Origin of the sequence: Sphingopyxis sp. HIX, assembly GCF_001468285.1 — a bacterium.
Lineage (GTDB): Bacteria > Pseudomonadota > Alphaproteobacteria > Sphingomonadales > Sphingomonadaceae > Sphingopyxis.
The window spans coordinates 13,121-30,840 of record NZ_LNSB01000010.1 but is presented as its reverse complement, the minus strand read 5'-3'; the positions used below and the strand labels follow the sequence as shown (position 1 = coordinate 30,840).

The following is a 17,720-nucleotide window of genomic DNA, read 5'->3' as shown; positions in this document are numbered from 1 at the left end:
TCAGATGCCGGTGTGACGGAATTGGTAGACGTATCACTACAGTGGTCCCCGAAAGGGGTGTGGGTTCAAGTCCCAACCACCGGCAACTGAAGCATTTGAAGATTTTCCCTCGATTGAGGACAAAGACATGAACCAGCTTACCAACTTCATGAACCCGGTCGCGAAGCCCGAAACCTTCGACATGATCAAGATCGGCATCGCGAGCCCCGAGCGTATCCGCTCGTGGTCGTTCGGCGAGATCAAGAAGCCCGAAACGATCAATTACCGCACGTTCAAGCCCGAGCGCGACGGCCTGTTCTGCGCGCGCATCTTCGGTCCGATCAAGGATTATGAATGCCTGTGCGGCAAGTACAAGCGCATGAAATACAAGGGCATCGTCTGCGAAAAGTGCGGTGTCGAAGTCACGGTGACCAAGGTCCGCCGCGAGCGTATGGGCCATATCGAGCTCGCCGCGCCCGTCGCGCACATCTGGTTCCTGAAGTCGCTGCCGTCGCGCATCGGCCTGCTGCTCGACATGCAGCTGAAGCAGCTCGAGCGCGTCCTCTACTTCGAAGCCTATATCGTTCTCGAGCCCGGCCTGACGCCGCTTGAGAAGTTCCAGCTGCTGACCGAAGACGAGCTGCTCGACGCGCAGGACGAATATGGCGAAGACGCCTTTTCGGCCGGCATCGGCGCCGAGGCGATCCGCGTGCTCCTCGAGAATCTCGATCTCGAGCAGGAACGCGTCGACCTGATGGAAGAGCTCGCGACCACCAAGTCGGAGCTGAAGCCCAAGAAGATCATCAAGCGCCTCAAGGTCGTGGAATCGTTCATCGAATCGGGCAACCGCCCCGAATGGATGATCCTCGAAGTCGTGCCGGTCATCCCGCCCGAACTGCGCCCGCTGGTGCCGCTCGACGGCGGACGCTTCGCGACGTCGGATCTCAACGACCTCTATCGCCGCGTGATCAACCGCAACAACCGCCTGAAGCGCCTGATGGAGCTGCGCGCGCCGGACATCATCGTCCGCAACGAAAAGCGCATGCTGCAGGAAGCCGTCGACGCGCTGTTCGACAACGGTCGCCGCGGCCGCACGATCACGGGCGCCAACAAGCGTCCGCTGAAGTCGCTGTCCGACATGCTCAAGGGCAAGCAGGGCCGCTTCCGTCAGAACCTGCTCGGCAAGCGCGTCGACTATTCGGGCCGTTCGGTCATCGTGACCGGTCCGGAGCTGAAGCTGCACCAGTGCGGCCTGCCGAAGAAGATGGCGCTCGAGCTGTTCAAGCCGTTCATCTATGCGCGCCTCGACGCCAAGGGTCTGTCGATGACCCTGAAGCAGGCGAAGAAGTGGGTAGAAAAGGAACGCAAGGAAGTCTGGGACATCCTCGACGAAGTCATTCGCGAGCACCCGGTCCTGCTGAACCGCGCCCCGACGCTTCACCGCCTCGGCATCCAGGCGTTCGAACCGGTTCTGATCGAGGGCAAGGCTATCCAGCTGCACCCGCTGGTCTGCGCCGCGTTCAACGCCGACTTCGACGGTGACCAGATGGCGGTCCACGTGCCGCTGTCGCTGGAAGCCCAGCTCGAAGCGCGCGTGCTGATGATGTCGACCAACAACATCCTCAGCCCCGCGAACGGCAAGCCGATCATCGTTCCGTCGCAGGACATGGTCCTCGGTCTCTATTATCTCTCGCTGGAGCGCGAAGGCGAACCGGGCGAGGGCATGCTGCTCGCCGACATGGCCGAGGTGCACCAGGCGCTGTTCACCGGTTCGGTGACGCTCCACACCAAGGTCGTCAGCCGCGTTCCGCAGACCGACGAGCAGGGCAACGAGTATCTGAAGCGGTTCGAGACCACCCCGGGCCGCATGCTGATCGGCGAATGCCTGCCGAAGTCGCACACCGTGCCCTTCGACGTCGTCAACCGCCTTCTCACCAAGAAGGAAATCGGCGACGTGATCGACCAGGTCTATCGCCACACCGGCCAGAAAGAGACCGTGCTGTTCGCCGACGCCATCATGGCGCTGGGCTTCCGCAACGCGTTCAAGGCCGGCATTTCCTTCGGCAAGGACGACATGATCATCCCGGCGTCGAAGGAAGGCATGGTCGACGAGACCCGCGCCCTCGTGAAGGACTTCGAGCAGCAGTATCAGGACGGCCTGATCACGCAGCAGGAGAAGTACAACAAGGCGATCGATGCCTGGTCGCAGTGCGGCGACAAGGTCGCGAACGCGATGATGGACGAGATCCGCGCGACGCCGAAGTTGGACGACGGCCGTCTGGCCCCGATCAACTCCATCTATATGATGGCGCATTCGGGTGCCCGTGGTTCGCAGGCCCAGATGAAGCAGCTCGCGGGCATGCGCGGCCTGATGGCCAAGCCGTCGGGCGAGATCATCGAAACGCCGATCATCTCGAACTTCAAGGAAGGCCTGACCGTTCTCGAGTATTTCAACTCGACCCACGGTGCGCGTAAGGGTCTGGCCGATACGGCGCTCAAGACGGCGAACTCGGGTTACCTGACCCGCCGTCTGGTCGACGTGTCGCAGGACTGCGTCGTGATCGAGGAAGATTGCGGTACCGAACGCGGCATGGAAATGCGCGCGATCGTGCAGGGCGGTTCGACGATCGCCTCGCTCGGCGAGCGTATCCTTGGCCGTACCACGCTCGAGGATGTCGCCGACAAGGACGGCAATATCATCGCGCCGATCGGCACGCTGCTCGACGAAGCCACGACGCAGCGGATCGAGGACGCCGAAGTCCAGTCGGTCAAGATCCGCAGCCCGCTGGTCTGCGAAGCGACGCTCGGCGTCTGCGGTAAATGCTATGGCCGCGACCTCGCGCGCGGGACCCCGGTGAACATCGGCGAAGCGGTCGGCGTCATCGCCGCCCAGTCGATCGGTGAACCCGGCACCCAGCTGACCATGCGTACCTTCCACATCGGTGGTGCGGCGCAGGTCAACGAGCAGTCGAACGCCGAAGCGATCTCGGACGGCACGATCGAATATCGCGACATGGCGACGATCGTCGACCAGCGCGGCCGCCGTCTGGCGCTGTCGCGTTCGGGTGAAATCGCGGTGATCGACGCCGAGGGCCGCGAGCGCGCGACCCACAAGCTGCCCTATGGTGCGCAGATCATGCACAAGGACGGCGAGAAGGTGAAGAAGGGCGACCGGATTGCCGAATGGGATCCGTTCACCATGCCGCTGATCACCGAAAAGCAGGGCGTCGTGAAGTATCAGGATCTCGCCGACGGCAAGACCCTGGTCGAACAGGTCGACGAAGCGACGGGCATCGCCCAGCGCGTCGTGATCGAATATCGCGCCGCGGGCCGCGGCAAGAAGGAGGACCTTCAGCCGCGCCTCACCCTGCTCGACGACGCCTCGGGCGAAGCCGCGCGCTACCTGCTCGCGGTCGGCACGATGCTGTCGGTCGAGGACGGTCAGGAAGTGCAGGCGGGCGACGTGCTCGCACGCGTCAGCCGCGAAGCGTCGAAGACGCGCGACATCACCGGCGGTCTGCCGCGGGTTGCCGAGCTGTTCGAAGCGCGCATTCCGAAGGACAACAGCGTTATCGCGAAGATCAGCGGCCGCATTGAATTCGTCAAGGATTACAAGGCGAAGCGCAAGATCGCGATCGTTCCGGAAGAAGGCGATGCGATCGAGTATCTGATTCCCAAGTCGAAGGTCCTCGAAGTGCAGGAAGGCGACATGGTCAAGCGCGGCGACGCGCTGATCAGCGGATCGCCGAACCCGCACGACATCCTCGACGTCATGGGCGTCGAAGCGCTGGCCGAATATCTCGTCGCGGAAATCCAGGAAGTCTATCGACTCCAGGGCGTGAAGATCAACGACAAGCACATCGAGGTGATCGTTCGCCAGATGCTGCAGAAGGTCGAGATCACGTCGGGCGGCGACACCACGCTGCTGCCGGGCGAACAGCTCGATTATCTGGAGATGATGGAATATAATGCCAAGCTGCCGAAGAACGGCGTGCCCGCGGAGGGCCGTCCGGTCCTGCTCGGCATCACCAAGGCGTCGCTGCAGACCCGCAGCTTCGTCTCGGCGGCGTCCTTCCAGGAGACGACCCGCGTCCTCACCGAAGCGTCGGTGCAGGGCAAGATCGACTCGCTGCAGGGCCTCAAGGAAAATGTCATCGTCGGCCGCCTGATCCCGGCGGGTACCGGCGCTGCCATGAACCGTGTCCGCGTCACCGCCTCGTCGAAGGACGCGGCGCTGCGCGCGGCGATGCGCGCCAATCAGGAGCATCTGATCGCGCCGCAGACCGCGGCCGAAGAGCATGCCGCCGAACTGGCGCAGGGCCCCGAAGCGGCGATCGGCGACGATCCGCTCGGCAAGGTCCAGGGCGAGGACTTCACCACCGACGACGTCGCGGTGCTGGACCGTCCGGAAGGTGGCGACGAGGAGTAAATCCTCGGCGTCATGGCCTAGCCTATGAAACAAGCCCCGCCGGAGCGATCCGGCGGGGCTTTTTCTTTGAGCGGAAGGCTAATCGATGCGCTGGATTATCGGCACGCTTTCGGCATCGACGACCTGTCGTGGCGGTCCGCCCTCGGAGCGAATCTTCCCTTTTCGAAAAAGCTCGCGCAGGCGCCAGATGATGAAGTCATCGTGCAGCGAATTTTCCAGATCGAAGGACGCGACCATGATGTTGCCGACGACGCGTCGCACATTGGTCGGCCGGTCGGGCACCTGCTGCCAGATGAAGTCGTCGAAAGAATTCTCGGGCGCGCTGCGAAGCTTTCCGGCATCGACGATGCGCAGCAGCGCATCCTCGGCCATCAAGCCGAACCAGCGATCTCGGGGAAAGCGCTGCTCGTCCCACGTGCTCGGCGTGCCGTCGAACAATTCGCCGATCGCCTTCTCGTCGAGCATGCCGAGCGTCGGCGGGGCTTCGTTCCAGCCGCCCAGGTGATAGTCGGCGATCACCATCCGCGCGCCCGCACCGCCGAATTGCGCCAGAAACCAATAGAGTCCCGACAATTCGGCGGCACAGCGCGGCGCAACCCAGATCAGCCGGTCGTCGTCGGCTTCGACGCGCTGGCAGAATTTGGCGGTCGCTTCATCCAGCCACCCATGGCTGCCAAGCTCGCAGGGCGAGTGCTCGTCCAGCCAAGCCCCGCGGCTTTGAAAGTGCCCGCTCGAAATCGGGCCCCAATGGAGGCAATCCTGCAGATCGACGACGCGTTGCCGGAGGCCGCGCGAAACGAGCAATTGTCGCAACATGCCGGCGGCGGAAGAGCCGAAAACGATATGGATCATCTCTACCTCATGACAGGTGCCGCGACTTGGGGCATCCCTCGCGGCGCCATCTTGCGCCGAAATGGATAATCTAACGTTCCCGCGTACGCCGTTCTGATCTGCGGCTCGCCGTTCATCTCAGGGCAGGGCGCCTCCTGATATCCCGCCTCCGGGTCGCAACTCTTTTGTTGCGAGGTGGATATATGAAAATCGGAAAGACATGGGCGATGTCCGCGGCCTTGCTGCTCGCGGTGACCGCTGGCGGCGCGGTGGCGCAGGACAGCAGCAATATCCGCGGCGAGGTGCGGGTGTCGTCGACGCGCGGGTCGGGCGACGGCTATTTCAAGGAAAGCGTGCCCGTCATCGGGCTGCGGCGGCTCGCCGACGGCGCGATCCAGGACATAGTGGTCACGTCGGATTCGCGCGACGCCAATGTGCGGCGGCAGGAAATCCACGCGATGCTGGAGGCGGCGATCCGCCGCGCCGACGCCGCGGGGGTCGAACTGGTCACCGGCAGTTTCGAGCTGACCCCGGTGACGCTCGCCAATTATCGCGAGCTGCCGCTGCGCATGGGGCGCCGCTCGGACACCAGCGAGATCGAGGTCGTCGTGAAGACCAGGCTCGCGGGCCCCGCCGACAGCGCGCTCCGGCGGATCGAGGGCTTTATCAAGGCGGTTCCCGCGACGGGGCGCTCGCTGGTCGAGAAGAATGGCGCGATGCAGCTGACCATCGTCAACCCCGACCAGTATCGCGCGCAGGTCGTCCAGCTGATCGCCGAGGAATCGCGCCGCACCAGCAGCGCCTTCGGTGCCGATTACGGCGTGACGGTCAGCGGGCTCGACCGGCATCTGGTGTGGAACCAGGCGAGCGAGAATGAGGTGTTCCTGTACATTCCCTACAGCTTCACCGTGCTGCCGAAGGGCGCATAAGCAAAAGGCCCGCCGGTTGGGCCGGCGGGCCTTCGATCTTGGGAATATGCGGGCCGGATGCGACGGCGCCTGAAAGGCGTCCCGGCCCGGTGCTGCTTAGGGCGCGAGGATCGCGACCGTGATATAGAGCAGCAGCGGCAGGCCGAAGCCCAGCAAAGTCAGCGCGACAAAGCCGACGCGCGTCCACAAGACGTCGATCCCGAAGTGGTCGGCCATGCCGGCGCAGACGCCGAAGACCATGCCATCGCGACGATTCTTGCGAAAACCCTGTTTCATTTCTTTCCTTTCCATCCCGGCCCGTGGGACCGGCGTTTCGGTGGGGGGTGGGGTTCGCCGGTCAGATGACCAGCGAACCGACCTGCGCACCATTCTGACCGACGATCGCGAGCAGCATGACCGAGGCATAGACCGAAGCGAAAGCAGCGAGCGCGTAGCTCTTGACGGCGTGAACGTTGAAGTGAGCCATGATTTTGTCCTTCCTGAAACCTTCCGACCGGACCATCCGGTGGATGCCAAGGGTAATGCAGGAGGCGTGCCAATTTGCTTTCGCGGCGGTTTTCTGGGGATTATTGGAAATCGAAAGATTATTTCAACGGGAAAAATCCGCTATATCGGGATTAATTCCCGATGAATGGAAAATTCTAACATGGGTTAGTCGGCCATTCCCCTCCCGCCTGCGGGAGGGGCTAGGGGAGGACATGTTTTTTCGCGTGGTATCGTTACAGGCCCTCCTCTAACCCCTCCCGCAAGCGGGAGGGGAGAAAGGGCCCTTTCCCTCTCCGCCCCAAATCCCCTAGGGCAGGCCCCAGATGACGATCGCGCGCCTCTCGCTCACCGATTTTCGCAATCATGCCGCGGCGGAGATGGGCGCCGGGCCGGGCCTCGTCGCGCTGCACGGCGACAATGGCGCGGGCAAGACCAACATCCTCGAGGCGATCTCGCTGCTCGCACCCGGGCGCGGGCTGCGCCGCGCGGCACTTTCGGACATGGTGCGCGACGGCGCGACCGGCGGCTTCGCGGTGTTCGCCGAAGTGGCGGCGGGCGACGAACTCGCGCCGGTCGCGCTCGGCACCGGGATCGAGCCCGCGCACCCCGGGCGGCGCATCGTCCGCATCAACGGCGCGTCGGCGGCGGCGACGGCGCTGGGCGACTGGCTCGCGGTGCTGTGGCTCACCCCCGCGATGGACCGGCTGTTCGTCGAGACCGCGGGCAACCGGCGGCGATTTCTCGACCGGCTGGTGCTCGCGCTCGATCCGCGCCACGCGCAGCACGGCAATCGTTACGAGGCGGCACTGCGCGCGCGGGGGAAGTTGCTCGCCGATCTCGCGAGTGCCGACCAGCAATGGCTGGCCAGCCTCGAGGCGCAGCTCGCCGAGCATGGCGCGGCGATGGATGCCGCGCGGCAGGCCACGCTCGCCGCGCTCTCGGCCGAACTCTCGGCGCAGCCCGACGCGCCCTTCGCGCGCCCGCTGCTGACGCTCGTCGACGCCGACGGCGCCCCGCGCGATACGGTCTGGACCGCCGGGGAGCTGAAGGCGCTCTTCGCCGCGCGCCGCCGCATCGACGCCGCCGCCGGCCGCGCGACCGCGGGGCCGCACCGCGACGACCTTGCCGCCGTCCACGCCGCGAGCGGGCGCAGCGCCGCGCGCTGCTCGACCGGCGAGCAGAAGGCGATGCTGCTCTCGCTCGTTCTCGCGCACAGCGACTGCGTCGCGCGGCTGCGCGGGCAGCGCCCGATCCTGCTGCTCGACGAGGTCGCCGCGCACCTCGACCCCTCGCGCCGCGCCGCGCTCTACGCCCGGCTCGCGGGGCAGGGCGGTCAGGCGTGGCTGACGGGAACCGAGGCGGCGCTGTTTGGCGACATGCCGGGCCCGGTGACGCGCTTCCGCATCGCGGGCGGCCGGATCGCGGCGGGCTAGGGCGCGACAAAATCCTCCCCACTCTGTGGGGAGGGGGACCGCCGCCGAAGGCGGTGGTGGAGGGGGCCATCGGCCTGCAGCGACGTCGCGCAAGGACGCGCCCCCCCTCCGTCAGCGCTTCGCGCTGCCACCTCCCCGCGAGCGGGGAGGATTGGAATAGACCCGGCTTTCGCTTGCCCTCCCTTTCGTCCTGCCGCAGAAGCGTCGGCCACACTGGGGAGGACAAGATGCTCAACGGCCCGCTGCTCGTCACCGAGCGACTGATCCTCCGCCCGCCCGCGACCGAGGATTTCGACGCCTTCGCCGGCATGTGCGTCGAGGAAGACACGATGCGCTACATCGGCGGCGTCGCGCCGCGTGCGCAGGCGTGGCGGCTGTGGTGCACCCTCGCGGGCGCGTGGCACATCCGCGGCTTCTCGATGTTCTCGGTGATCGAGCGTGCGACCGGCGAATGGGTAGGGCGGCTGGGGCCGTGGGAGCCCGACGGCTGGCCCGCGCCCGAGATCGGCTATGGCGTGCGCGCGAAATTCGCGGGCAAGGGCTATGCCTTCGAAGGATCGGTCGCGGCGTGCGACTTCGCGGTCGAGTTCCTGAAATGGCCCGAACTGATGCACAGCATCGACCCCGCCAACACGCGCTCGCAGGCGCTGGCGAGGCGGCTCGGCGCGAGCAACAGCGGCCCGACGCGGCTGCCCGAACCCTTTCAGGACGCGCCGGTCGACGCCTGGACGCAGAGCGCCGACGCCTGGCGCGCGAAGCGCAAGGAGTTTCTGCCGTGACCGACCAGCACATCGACCCCGAACGCGCGCAGTTCGACGCCTTCAAGGCGCTGCCGCGCGACACGAAGATCCATATGCTCAACCTCGTGCGCTTCAAGGAGCGGGCGACCTATGAGGAAGGCCATGCGCTGGCGGGGCAGGGGCTGTCGGGCGCCGAGGCCTATCGCCATTACGGCACCGACAGCGGCCCGGTGTTCCAGCGCGTCGGCGGTGCGATCGTCTGGCGCGGCAGTATGGAGGCGATGCTGATCGGCCCCGACGGCGAGCGCTGGGACGCGATGTTCATCGCCGAATATCCCAATAGCAGCGCCTTCATGGACATGGTCACCGACCCTGTGTACCGGCAGGCGGTGAAGCATCGCCAGGCGGCGGTCGAAACCTCGCGGCTGATCCGCTGCGCCCCAAATACGTCTCAGGGCGAGACAGTTTTCGGCTAACAAAGCGTTACCCATTAAGACTCTTTATTCGCGCCTTCTTTACCAGGATCGGGCATTCCCTTTGGTCTGTTAAGGGAGTGTTAGCGATGATCTTGCGCGGTAAATGGCTGGTCGCCGGCCTGCTGATGGCGACGGCCCCGCTGGCGGGGTGCCGGGACAATCCCGATGCGAAGGCCGAACTGTCGCCGCTCGACGACGGGCTGACCAACGCCGATCCGGCGATCAAGGGCTCGCTCGAAGACAAGATCATGGTCGATCCCAAGCTCGCGGGCCAGGCGAACAAGAATGCGGTGACCCCGGGCAACCAGCCGGTCGCCGGCGGTGTCCCCGCGGTCGCGGGCGGCAAGGCGGCGACCGCCGCCGAGGCCGCCGCGGCGCTGAGCGCGGGCAAGCTGCTCGCGGCGCCCAAGGCCTTGCCCTTCGAAGCCGGCTGCGACGGCTGCGATGCGAAGCGCCCGGTGACCATCGGCGCGCTCGCCAAGGACCAGGCCAAGGGCAGCTGCGACGCCAAGCTCACCTACAACAATTCCTGGGCCGATCGCCTGCCCGCCGCGTTCAAGGTGTATCCGCGCGCGACGCTGCGCGAGGCCGCGGGCATTGCGGGCGGCAAGTGCAACATCCGCGTCGTCAATTTCCAGACCGCGGCCTCGCTGCAGGCGGTGCTCGACTATTATCACACCATGGCGGTGCGCGCGGGCTATTCGAGCGACCACCGCGTCAACGGCCGCGAGCATATGCTGGGCGGCACCAAGGGCGACCTCGCCTATGTCGTGATGGCGCGCGCCGACGGCGGCATGACCGACGTCGACCTGGTGGCCTCGGGCGGCCGCTGAGCCCCGCATCCATTGCGGACGTGAAAAAGGCCCCGGATCGCTCCGGGGCCTTTTCCGTGCGTGACGAAGCGGACTTCGTCGGAAAGGAGGGTCAGATTTTGTCGCCGAGCGCGCCCGCGACCTTGCCCTTCAGATTCTGGGCCTCGCCCTTGCGCTCCTGCGCTTCGCCTTCGGCGCGCAGCCGCTCGTTGTCGGTCGCCTTGCCGACGGCCTGCTTGACGTTGCCGGCGGCTTCGTTGGCGATGCCTTTCGATTTTTCCTTGAGTTCACCCATGGGGAAATATCCTTTCTCGTCAGAGGCCCGAGGGGGCAAGGCCTCTTGCAGGATCAACACACGGGGGCGGGCTATGTTCCGGCAAAACGGGTTAAACCGTTCATCGCAAAGCCCTTTTAACCTGGGTTAAGGCGCGCGCCCGAGGAGCCTCCGGGCGTTATCCTCGCGGATCTTTTCCTTCTCCTCCGCCGTCAGGTCGAGCCGCTCGAAGGCGTCGAGCGTCTGCTTCAGCGAGAATTGCGGATAGTCCGACGCGAGCAGGACATGCTCGATCCCGACGTTGCGCATCGTCCAGATAAACTCTTCCTCGATCGGCGCGTCGGCGGCGACCACCACCATCGCCGAAATGTCGAAATAGATATTGTCGCCGAACAGGCCCTCGGCGGTGCGCGCGAGCTTCAGCATGTTCCAGAAGCGGAAGTTGAGCCCGCCCATATGCGCGAAGACGAACTTCGTCTTCGGCGCCGCGAGCGCCAGGTTGAACAATTTCTCGCTGTCGCCGCCGGGGACGATGTTCGCATTGTCCATCACGACGATCAGGCCCAATTCGCCCGCGCGCCTGACCAGCGTCAGTACGCGCGGGTCGGCGGGGTCGAAGCGCTGGGTGTGCGGGTGGATCTTGAGCAGCCGCACACCGCGCCCCGCGACGCGCGCCAGTTCATCGAGCGCCGCCTGCCCGTCATAAGGATGCACCGTCGCGATCGGTACCACGCCCTGATGCTTCGCCGCCAGCGCGATCAGCGCATCGTTGCGCGCGGCGATGTCGGCGGGATTGCCCTCGCGCGCCTGGTTCGGCCCGCCGAACCACATCACGCCGAGCCCGCTCGTGGTCAGCCCCGCGGCCTTCACCTGCGCCTGATACTCGCCGAGCGATTTCTCGCCGTCCCAAAGATGGACATGCGTGTCGAACACCGGCTGGGCGCTCGCGGCGGCCGGAAGAAGCAGGAGCGTTGCGGCGAGGGCGGACAGGACTCTCACGGCGACGCTCCTCAGATCAGCCCCGCGAGCGGGCTCGACGGGTCGGCATATTTGCGCAGTCCCATGCGACCCGCGAGATAGGCATCGCGCCCCGCTTCGACCGCGCGCTTCATCGCGCGCGCCATCAGCACCGGGTCTTTGGCTTCGGCGATCGCGGTGTTCATCAGCACGCCGTCGCAGCCGAGCTCCATCGCCACCGCGGCGTCGCTCGCGGTGCCGACCCCGGCATCGACGAGCACCGGCACCGACGCGCCTTCGACGATCAGCCGGATCGTCACGCGGTTCTGGATGCCGAGGCCCGAGCCGATCGGCGCACCCAGCGGCATGATCGCGACCGCGCCGGCGTCCTCGAGCTGCTTCGCGGCGATCGGATCGTCGACGCAATAGACCATCGGCAGGAAGCCCTCCTTCGCGAGCACCTCGGTCGCCTCCAGCGTCTCGCGCATGTTCGGGTAGAGCGTCTTCGCCTCGCCGAGCACCTCGAGCTTGACGAGATCCCAGCCCCCCGCCTCGCGCGCCAGCCGCAAAGTCCGGATCGCATCGTCGGCGTTGAAGCAGCCCGCGGTGTTGGGCAAGTAGGTGATCTTCTTGGGATCGATATAGTCGGTGAGCATCGGCGCGGTCGGATCGGACACATTGACGCGGCGCACCGCGACGGTGACGATCTCCGCCCCCGACGCCGCGACCGCCGCGGCATTCTGCTCGAAATCCTTGTACTTGCCGGTCCCCACGATCAGCCGCGAGGTGAAAGTCCGTCCGGCAACGCTCCAATTGTCGGTCAACAACCGCCTCCTACGAAATGCACGATTTCCAGCGCGTCGCCCTCGGTGAGCGCGACGTCGGCGAGAGTCGAGCGCGGCACGATCTCGCGGTTGCGCTCGACCGCGACCTTCTTCACGTCGAGCCCCAGCGACGCGACCAGATCGGCGATGCTGCCTGCGCGCACCTGCCGCGGGTCGCCGTTGAGGATGATCGAGATCAAGGGAGTGTCCGCCTCGCTTTGCCTTTTGCCGAGCAGCCCATATAGGGGGAGCGCCGAACGTCGCAACCGAAAGCCCGCCCTTTGACCGACAAGCCGACCGTCTATGTCCTCTCCGGCCCCAATCTCAACCTGCTCGGCACGCGCGAGCCTGAAATCTATGGCCATGACACGCTGAACGACATTCACGCGCGGCTCGAGGCGCAGGCGGAGGGGCTTGGGCTGCGGATCGAATGCCGCCAGACCAACCATGAGGGCGTGCTGATCGACTGGCTGCATGAGGCTTATATCGCGGGCGCGAAGGCGGTGCTGCTCAACGCCGGGGGCTATACGCACACGTCGGTGGCGATCCACGACGCGATCAAGTCGATCAAGGTGCCGGTGATCGAAGTCCACCTGTCGGACCCGATGAAGCGCGAATCCTTTCGCCATATCAGCTATGTAGGCATGGCCGCCGCGCTGCATTTCGCGGGGCACGGCGCAGCGAGCTACACGCTGGCGCTGGACGCCGCCGCCTCTCTCTGACAAGAGGCGGCATCGAAAACAGGGGTCCGCGCGTCTTCACGTCATGAAAGACGCCGCAACAAGCAGGAAAATCATCATGGGTGACCATAAGGATAATGGCATCAACATCGATCCGGCCTTCGTCCGCGCGCTCGCGGAATTGCTCGACGATACGCAGCTTTCGGAAATCGAGGTCGAGGACGGCGACCGCAAGGTTCGCGTCGCGCGCACGCTTACCGCCGCCGCGGCGCCCGTCGCTTATGCGCCCGCGCCGGTCGCCGCGCCTGCCGCTGCCGCGCCCGCCGCCCCGGCTGCCACCGCTCCGGCAGCCCCCGCCGCCGACAATTTTGCCGACGCGGTGAAGTCGCCGATGGTCGGCACCGTCTATCTGTCGCCCGAACCCGGCGCGCCCAATTTCGCCAGCCCCGGTTCGGCGGTGAAGGCCGGCGACACGATCCTGATCATCGAGGCGATGAAGGTGATGAACCCGATCACCGCGCCCGCCGCGGGCACGCTCAAGGCCGTGCATGTCGAGAACAGCCAGCCGGTCGAATATGACCAGCCGCTGTTCACCATCGGCTGAGCCCAAATATGTCGATCGAAAAGCTTCTGATCGCCAACCGCGGCGAGATCGCGCTGCGCATCCACCGCGCCTGCCACGAAATGGGCATCAAGACCGTCGCGGTCCACTCGACCGCCGATGCCGACGCAATGCACGTCCGCCTCGCCGACGAGGCGGTGTGCATCGGCCCGCCCGCGGCGAAGGACAGCTATCTCAACATCCCCGCGATCATCTCGGCGGCCGAGGTCACCGGCGTCAACGCCATCCACCCGGGCTATGGCTTCCTGTCGGAAAACGCGCGTTTCGCCGAGATCATCGAGGCGCATAATATCTGCTTCGTCGGCCCCAAGCCCGAGCATATCCGCACCATGGGCGACAAGGTCGAGGCGAAGCGCACCGCGGTTGCGCTGGGTCTTCCCGTCGTTCCAGGTTCGCCGGGCGCGGTGACCTATGGCGAAGAGACCAAGAAGCTCGCCGAGGCGATCGGCTATCCGGTGCTGATCAAGGCCGCGTCGGGCGGCGGCGGGCGCGGCATGAAGGTCGTTCCCGACGAGGACAGCCTCGAAAGCCTGATGGGGCAGGCGTCGAGCGAGGCCGCGGCGGCGTTCGGCGATCCGACCGTCTATATGGAAAAATATCTCGGCAATCCGCGCCACATCGAATTCCAGGTCTTCGGCGACGGGCAAGGCAATGCCATCCATCTGGGCGAGCGCGACTGCTCGCTCCAGCGCCGCCACCAGAAGGTGCTCGAGGAAGCCCCGTCGCCCGTCATTTCGGCCGAGGAACGCGCGCGCATGGGCAAGGTCTGCGCCGACGCGATGGCCAAGATGCATTATCGCGGCGCGGGCACGATCGAGTTCCTGTGGGAAAATGGCGAATTCTTCTTCATCGAGATGAACACGCGCATCCAGGTCGAGCATCCGGTGACCGAGATGATCACCGGCTTCGACCTCGTCCGCGAACAGATCCGCATCGCCGACGGCCGCGGCCTGTCGGTGCGGCAGGAGGACCTCGAATTCCGGGGCCATGCGATGGAATGCCGCATCAACGCCGAGGATCCGCGCACCTTCCTGCCCTCGCCGGGCAAGGTCACGCAATATCATCCCGCGGGCGGCATGCACGTGCGCGTCGATAGCGGGCTCTACGCCGGCTATGCGATCCCGCCCTATTACGACAGCATGATCGGCAAGCTGATCGTCTATGGCCGCAGCCGCGAAAGCTGCATGATGCGGATGCGCCGCGCGCTCGAGGAAATGGTGGTGAGCGGAGTCAAGACCAACATCCCGCTGCATCAGGCGCTGCTCGCTGACCCCGACGTTATCCACGGCGACTATACGATCAAGTGGCTCGAGGAATGGCTGGCGCGGCAGGACGGGGACGCTTCGGCCTAATCTTTCAACGGGGGCGCACGGCTCTTCTCTACTAGCGACGAGTTGTGCGCTGCATCACTTTAACTAGCGCGGTTTTTTGACTATAGCCCTTGGCCTATGGTCAAAATCTCCCCCATCGCCGCCCCGCTGATCCTGCCGCTCTTGCTCGCGGCGATCCCCGCGTTCGCCCAGACCAACGTCAAGGAAGACTCGGTCGTCGTCCAGCCCGACAAGGTCACCGACGACGCGCCCGAGATCGAAAGCGCCGCCGAAGCCAATCTGCCGAGCTGGTCGAAAGCCAACGCCGAGGCGCTGCTGCGCGCGATCGAGGGCGCCGGCGCCGAGGGGCTGTTCGCCAAGGATTATAACCCGCAGGGGCTCGCCGCGGCGATCATCGGCGAGGACCAGGCGCATCTCGACCGTGTCGCGACCGACAGCTTCCTGCTGCTCGCGACGCACCTGCGCGACGGGCGCACGCCCAACGCGGCGCGCAAACAGTGGTTCATGACCGACAGCGACGCCGACAGCATGCCGCTCGTCTCGATGCTCACCTCGGCGCTTCTCGCAGGCACGATCCCCGAGACGCTTGCGGGTTTCGAGCCGACGCACGCCAATTTCGCGGCGCTGAAGGCGGCGCTCGCGAACGCCAAGACCACCGCCGACGCCAATGCGATCCGCGTCAACATGGAGCGCTGGCGCTGGATGCCGCGCGACCTGGGCCCGACCTATATCGTCACCAACGTCCCCGAATATCAGACGCGCGTCATCTTCGACGGGGTCAAGATCGGCGAGCACAAGGCGGTGGTCGGCAAGCCGTCGACCGCGACGCCGCAGCTCAACCCGATGGCGACGGGCGTGATCGTCAACCCCACGTGGACGCTGCCGCGTAGCATCATCAATGAGGGCATCGGCGCGACGATCGCGCGCAATCCCGCTGCCGCACGCGCGCAGGGCTATACTTGGACAGGCAGCGGCAAGACGCTGTCGGTGGTGCAAAAGGCCGGCGCGAACAACGCACTCGGCGTGATGAAGCTCGAAATGCTCAACCCGCACGCCATCTACCTGCACGACACGCCGTCGCAGGGCGCCTTCGCTTCGGCGACGCGGGCGTTCAGCCACGGCTGCATCCGCACCGAAAAGGCGCTGAAATTCTCGGGCCTGATGACCGTGTGGTTCGCGGGCAAGACCCCCGAGGAATTCGGCGAGGCGATCGCCAGCGGCGAGACGACGCGCTTCGGCTTCGAAAAGCCTTTCCCCGTCTATGTCGCCTATTGGACGATGATCCCGGGCGAGAAGGGCGGCGTGAAGAAGCTCGCCGACATCTATGGCCGCGACGCGCCGGTGGTGGCGAGCTTTGCCAAGCCCGGCCGCCCCGCCGCGACGATGATCGCGCCGCCGGTGGTGCCGACCGTGGCGAGCAAGGCGGCAGGGGTCAGCGTCGGGAATTGATTCCTAATCCTCCCTGCGGCGAAGCCGTGGGGAGGGGGACCGCCCGCGAAGCGGGTGGTGGAGGGGCCGTTGCGTGATTGCCCCTCCGTCAGCGCTACGCGCTGCCACCTCCCCATCGCTGCGCGACAGGGAGGATTATAAAGACTCAATCCGCCGTCTTCGGAAAAACACCCTGCTGCGCACCGGTGCGCACCATATTCTCGGTCCCCGGCGCGGGCGTGCCGGGCAGTTCGAACGGCACCGGCGCCGGCGGCGGCAGGCTCAATTTGTCGGCGAACAGCAGCCGCCCCGGTCCCAGCTTGTAGAGGATCAGCGGCAGCAGTTCCTCGCCGAAGACGAAACAGCCTTCGCTCCGCCCCAGCTTGCCCTGCGTCGCGATCAGCGACGGTTCGGCATACCAGGCGCCGTGCACGACGATCGCGCGCGCGTCGGCATTGTTGTTGTCGGGCTCGAGACCCGCAAGCCGCATCGACGACCCGTTGGCGCCCCAATAATAGTCGCTGGTCCGGTACGCGCCGCGCGAGCTCGCCAGCGATCCGACGCGGTTCGAGAAGCTCTTGAGCCAGCCGTCGTGCTGCGGGTCCGACCCGCGGCCGTGGGTGACCGGGAACATGTCGACCTTGCCCGCGACGATATCGACCAGCGCGAAGCGCGGGCGCGACGAAGGCAAACCGAAATCGACGATGCCGACGCGGTCGGTCTGCGTGATGTTGCGGCCCTGCAGGCCCAGTTGCGCCTTGGCGACGGCGACATAGTCGACCGGCGGCGGCACGAAAGGCGCCGGCTGCCGGATCCAGCCCGGCAGCGACTGCGCGCGCAGCGGCATCGCGGCCAATGCTCCCGCACCGGCGGCCACCGCACCCAGCATCGATCGGCGATCGATCAGTTTGTTCACTTGCAACCCAACCCCGTCTGTCGCCTCTGGCGATCCCTCGTGGGGCTATTAGCCGCAGCTTCGCTTGCAAAGGCAAGCCGCAATGCGTTCGTCATACCGCGAACTGTGGCATAATCGCCATGAACGGCGGGTTTACACGGCAACCTTCGGCGCGATAGGGCGGGGCATGAAAGCAACCATCTGGCACAACCCCGCCTGTGGCACCTCGCGCAAGACGCTCGCCGTGCTGCAAGAAACTCCCGGCGTCGAGCTGACCGTCGTCGAATATCTGAAGGCGCCCTATGCGGCCGACAAGTTGCGCCAGCTGTTCGCGGCCGCCAATCTCAGCGCGCGCGACGCGCTCCGCCTGCGCGGCACCGATGCGCAGGAGCGCGGGATGACCGAGTGGAGCGAGGATGCGATCGTCGCGGCGATGGCGGCGAATCCCGCCTATGTCGAACGGCCCTTCGTCGAGACCGACAGGGGAGTGCGGCTGTGCCGGCCGATGGAGAAGGTTTACGAGATTTTGTGAGGGCGGGGGCGATGGTTTAGCGCCCCAAACAGTCGAGGGCGCCGGCCTTGCGACCGACGCCC

At 65.8% G+C, this 17,720-nt stretch carries 20 protein-coding genes and 1 tRNA gene; 13 read left to right on the top strand and 8 right to left on the bottom strand.

From position 1 onward, the window contains the following. Nucleotides 1-6: 6 nt before the first annotated feature. Together ATE62_RS23220 and rpoC are read left to right on the top strand one after the other, a co-directional pair. Nucleotides 7-85, top strand: a tRNA-OTHER gene (locus ATE62_RS23220). A gap of 42 nt (nt 86-127) precedes the next feature. Next, nucleotides 128-4,408: a DNA-directed RNA polymerase subunit beta' gene (rpoC, locus tag ATE62_RS06595; protein WP_058809255.1), complete on the top strand. Its 4,281-nt coding sequence runs from the start codon at nt 128-130 to the stop codon at nt 4,406-4,408. Between the two features lie 78 nt (nt 4,409-4,486). Here rpoC and ATE62_RS06590 read toward each other — a convergent pair whose 3' ends face one another. After that, nucleotides 4,487-5,260, bottom strand: a complete 774-nt coding sequence (locus tag ATE62_RS06590) for a DUF3658 domain-containing protein (protein ID WP_058809256.1) — start codon at nt 5,258-5,260, stop codon at nt 4,487-4,489. A 182-nt stretch (nt 5,261-5,442) separates the two neighbouring features. Here ATE62_RS06590 and ATE62_RS06585 point away from each other — a divergent pair, with 182 nt between their 5' ends. Next, complete coding sequence (locus ATE62_RS06585; protein WP_058818470.1) at nt 5,443-6,168, top strand: hypothetical protein; 726 nt, start codon at nt 5,443-5,445, stop codon at nt 6,166-6,168. Between the two features lie 96 nt (nt 6,169-6,264). Here ATE62_RS06585 and ATE62_RS06580 read toward each other — a convergent pair whose 3' ends face one another. Beyond that, nucleotides 6,265-6,444, bottom strand: coding sequence for a PspC domain-containing protein (locus ATE62_RS06580; protein WP_058809258.1), 180 nt, complete (start codon nt 6,442-6,444; stop codon nt 6,265-6,267). A 61-nt stretch (nt 6,445-6,505) separates the two neighbouring features. Continuing rightward, nucleotides 6,506-6,634, bottom strand: coding sequence for a hypothetical protein (locus ATE62_RS24015; protein ID WP_257787762.1), 129 nt, complete (start codon nt 6,632-6,634; stop codon nt 6,506-6,508). Between ATE62_RS24015 and ATE62_RS23565 the strand changes: the two genes are divergently transcribed. The 5 genes from ATE62_RS23565 (at nt 6,626) to ATE62_RS06560 (ending at nt 10,136) form a co-directional block, all read left to right on the top strand. Beyond that, nucleotides 6,626-6,799: a hypothetical protein gene (locus ATE62_RS23565; protein WP_156420611.1), complete on the top strand. Its 174-nt coding sequence runs from the start codon at nt 6,626-6,628 to the stop codon at nt 6,797-6,799. The genes ATE62_RS24015 and ATE62_RS23565 overlap by 9 nt on opposite strands. Before the next feature lie 178 nt (nt 6,800-6,977). Further along, nucleotides 6,978-8,087, top strand: coding sequence for a DNA replication/repair protein RecF (gene recF, locus ATE62_RS06575; protein ID WP_058809260.1), 1,110 nt, complete (start codon nt 6,978-6,980; stop codon nt 8,085-8,087). Between the two features lie 227 nt (nt 8,088-8,314). Continuing rightward, nucleotides 8,315-8,866 carry a GNAT family N-acetyltransferase gene (locus tag ATE62_RS06570; protein WP_058809262.1) on the top strand — a complete coding sequence of 184 codons (552 nt, stop codon included), beginning with the start codon at nt 8,315-8,317 and terminating at the stop codon, nt 8,864-8,866. Then, nucleotides 8,863-9,303 carry a DUF1330 domain-containing protein gene (locus tag ATE62_RS06565; RefSeq protein WP_058809264.1) on the top strand — a complete coding sequence of 147 codons (441 nt, stop codon included), beginning with the start codon at nt 8,863-8,865 and terminating at the stop codon, nt 9,301-9,303. Before ATE62_RS06570 ends, ATE62_RS06565 begins: the two co-directional genes overlap by 4 nt. Before the next feature lie 86 nt (nt 9,304-9,389). Further along, nucleotides 9,390-10,136 (top strand): hypothetical protein, encoded by a 747-nt coding sequence (locus ATE62_RS06560; protein ID WP_058809266.1) that lies wholly within the window; start codon nt 9,390-9,392, stop codon nt 10,134-10,136. A gap of 91 nt (nt 10,137-10,227) precedes the next feature. On the opposite strand, the gene ATE62_RS06555 is transcribed toward ATE62_RS06560, so the two are convergent. The 4 genes from ATE62_RS06555 to thiS all read right to left on the bottom strand — a co-directional run bounded on the left by ATE62_RS06555 (nt 10,228) and on the right by thiS (nt 12,370). Continuing rightward, on the bottom strand, nt 10,228-10,410 hold the full coding sequence (locus ATE62_RS06555; RefSeq protein ID WP_058809268.1) for a CsbD family protein: 183 nt from the start codon (nt 10,408-10,410) through the stop codon (nt 10,228-10,230). A gap of 126 nt (nt 10,411-10,536) precedes the next feature. Then, the gene (locus tag ATE62_RS06550) at nt 10,537-11,388 is read right to left on the bottom strand and encodes an amidohydrolase family protein (RefSeq protein ID WP_231736160.1); all 852 of its coding nucleotides are present in this window, start codon (nt 11,386-11,388) and stop codon (nt 10,537-10,539) included. An 11-nt stretch (nt 11,389-11,399) separates the two neighbouring features. Further along, a complete protein-coding gene (locus ATE62_RS06545; RefSeq protein WP_058809270.1) occupies nt 11,400-12,170 on the bottom strand; it encodes a thiazole synthase in 771 nt (256 codons plus the stop codon). Next, nucleotides 12,167-12,370 carry a sulfur carrier protein ThiS gene (gene thiS / locus ATE62_RS24080; protein WP_058809315.1) on the bottom strand — a complete coding sequence of 68 codons (204 nt, stop codon included), beginning with the start codon at nt 12,368-12,370 and terminating at the stop codon, nt 12,167-12,169. Before thiS ends, ATE62_RS06545 begins: the two co-directional genes overlap by 4 nt. Before the next feature lie 81 nt (nt 12,371-12,451). Between thiS and ATE62_RS06535 the strand changes: the two genes are divergently transcribed. The 4 genes from ATE62_RS06535 to ATE62_RS06520 all read left to right on the top strand — a co-directional run bounded on the left by ATE62_RS06535 (nt 12,452) and on the right by ATE62_RS06520 (nt 16,252). Beyond that, a complete protein-coding gene (locus ATE62_RS06535; protein WP_058809271.1) occupies nt 12,452-12,892 on the top strand; it encodes a type II 3-dehydroquinate dehydratase in 441 nt (146 codons plus the stop codon). Nucleotides 12,893-12,968: 76 nt separating this feature from the next. Further along, a complete protein-coding gene (gene accB / locus ATE62_RS06530) occupies nt 12,969-13,454 on the top strand; it encodes an acetyl-CoA carboxylase biotin carboxyl carrier protein (RefSeq protein WP_058809272.1) in 486 nt (161 codons plus the stop codon). 8 nt (nt 13,455-13,462) lie between these two features. Next, a complete protein-coding gene (accC, locus tag ATE62_RS06525) occupies nt 13,463-14,824 on the top strand; it encodes an acetyl-CoA carboxylase biotin carboxylase subunit (protein ID WP_058809273.1) in 1,362 nt (453 codons plus the stop codon). Between the two features lie 96 nt (nt 14,825-14,920). Further along, nucleotides 14,921-16,252 carry a L,D-transpeptidase family protein gene (locus tag ATE62_RS06520; RefSeq protein WP_058809274.1) on the top strand — a complete coding sequence of 444 codons (1,332 nt, stop codon included), beginning with the start codon at nt 14,921-14,923 and terminating at the stop codon, nt 16,250-16,252. A 145-nt stretch (nt 16,253-16,397) separates the two neighbouring features. Here the strand turns inward: ATE62_RS06520 and ATE62_RS06515 are convergent, their stop codons facing one another. Further along, a complete protein-coding gene (locus ATE62_RS06515; protein WP_231736159.1) occupies nt 16,398-17,147 on the bottom strand; it encodes a murein L,D-transpeptidase catalytic domain family protein in 750 nt (249 codons plus the stop codon). A gap of 166 nt (nt 17,148-17,313) precedes the next feature. Here ATE62_RS06515 and ATE62_RS06510 point away from each other — a divergent pair, with 166 nt between their 5' ends. Further along, nucleotides 17,314-17,658 carry an arsenate reductase family protein gene (locus ATE62_RS06510; protein ID WP_058809276.1) on the top strand — a complete coding sequence of 115 codons (345 nt, stop codon included), beginning with the start codon at nt 17,314-17,316 and terminating at the stop codon, nt 17,656-17,658. The last annotated feature ends 62 nt before the right edge of the window (nt 17,659-17,720 follow it).

What these genes read in the sequence shown, in the direction of transcription:
- rpoC (WP_058809255.1), top strand. Translation starts at nt 128, where the DNA reads ATGAACCAGCTTACCAACTTCATGAACCCGGTCGCGAAGCCCGAAACC.
- ATE62_RS06590 (WP_058809256.1), bottom strand. Translation starts at nt 5,260, where the DNA reads ATGATCCATATCGTTTTCGGCTCTTCCGCCGCCGGCATGTTGCGACAA.
- ATE62_RS06585 (WP_058818470.1), top strand. Translation starts at nt 5,443, where the DNA reads ATGAAAATCGGAAAGACATGGGCGATGTCCGCGGCCTTGCTGCTCGCG.
- ATE62_RS06580 (WP_058809258.1), bottom strand. Translation starts at nt 6,444, where the DNA reads ATGAAACAGGGTTTTCGCAAGAATCGTCGCGATGGCATGGTCTTCGGC.
- ATE62_RS24015 (WP_257787762.1), bottom strand. Translation starts at nt 6,634, where the DNA reads ATGGCTCACTTCAACGTTCACGCCGTCAAGAGCTACGCGCTCGCTGCT.
- recF (WP_058809260.1), top strand. Translation starts at nt 6,978, where the DNA reads ATGACGATCGCGCGCCTCTCGCTCACCGATTTTCGCAATCATGCCGCG.
- ATE62_RS06570 (WP_058809262.1), top strand. Translation starts at nt 8,315, where the DNA reads ATGCTCAACGGCCCGCTGCTCGTCACCGAGCGACTGATCCTCCGCCCG.
- ATE62_RS06560 (WP_058809266.1), top strand. Translation starts at nt 9,390, where the DNA reads ATGATCTTGCGCGGTAAATGGCTGGTCGCCGGCCTGCTGATGGCGACG.
- ATE62_RS06555 (WP_058809268.1), bottom strand. Translation starts at nt 10,410, where the DNA reads ATGGGTGAACTCAAGGAAAAATCGAAAGGCATCGCCAACGAAGCCGCC.
- accB (WP_058809272.1), top strand. Translation starts at nt 12,969, where the DNA reads ATGGGTGACCATAAGGATAATGGCATCAACATCGATCCGGCCTTCGTC.
- accC (WP_058809273.1), top strand. Translation starts at nt 13,463, where the DNA reads ATGTCGATCGAAAAGCTTCTGATCGCCAACCGCGGCGAGATCGCGCTG.
- ATE62_RS06520 (WP_058809274.1), top strand. Translation starts at nt 14,921, where the DNA reads ATGGTCAAAATCTCCCCCATCGCCGCCCCGCTGATCCTGCCGCTCTTG.
- ATE62_RS06510 (WP_058809276.1), top strand. Translation starts at nt 17,314, where the DNA reads ATGAAAGCAACCATCTGGCACAACCCCGCCTGTGGCACCTCGCGCAAG.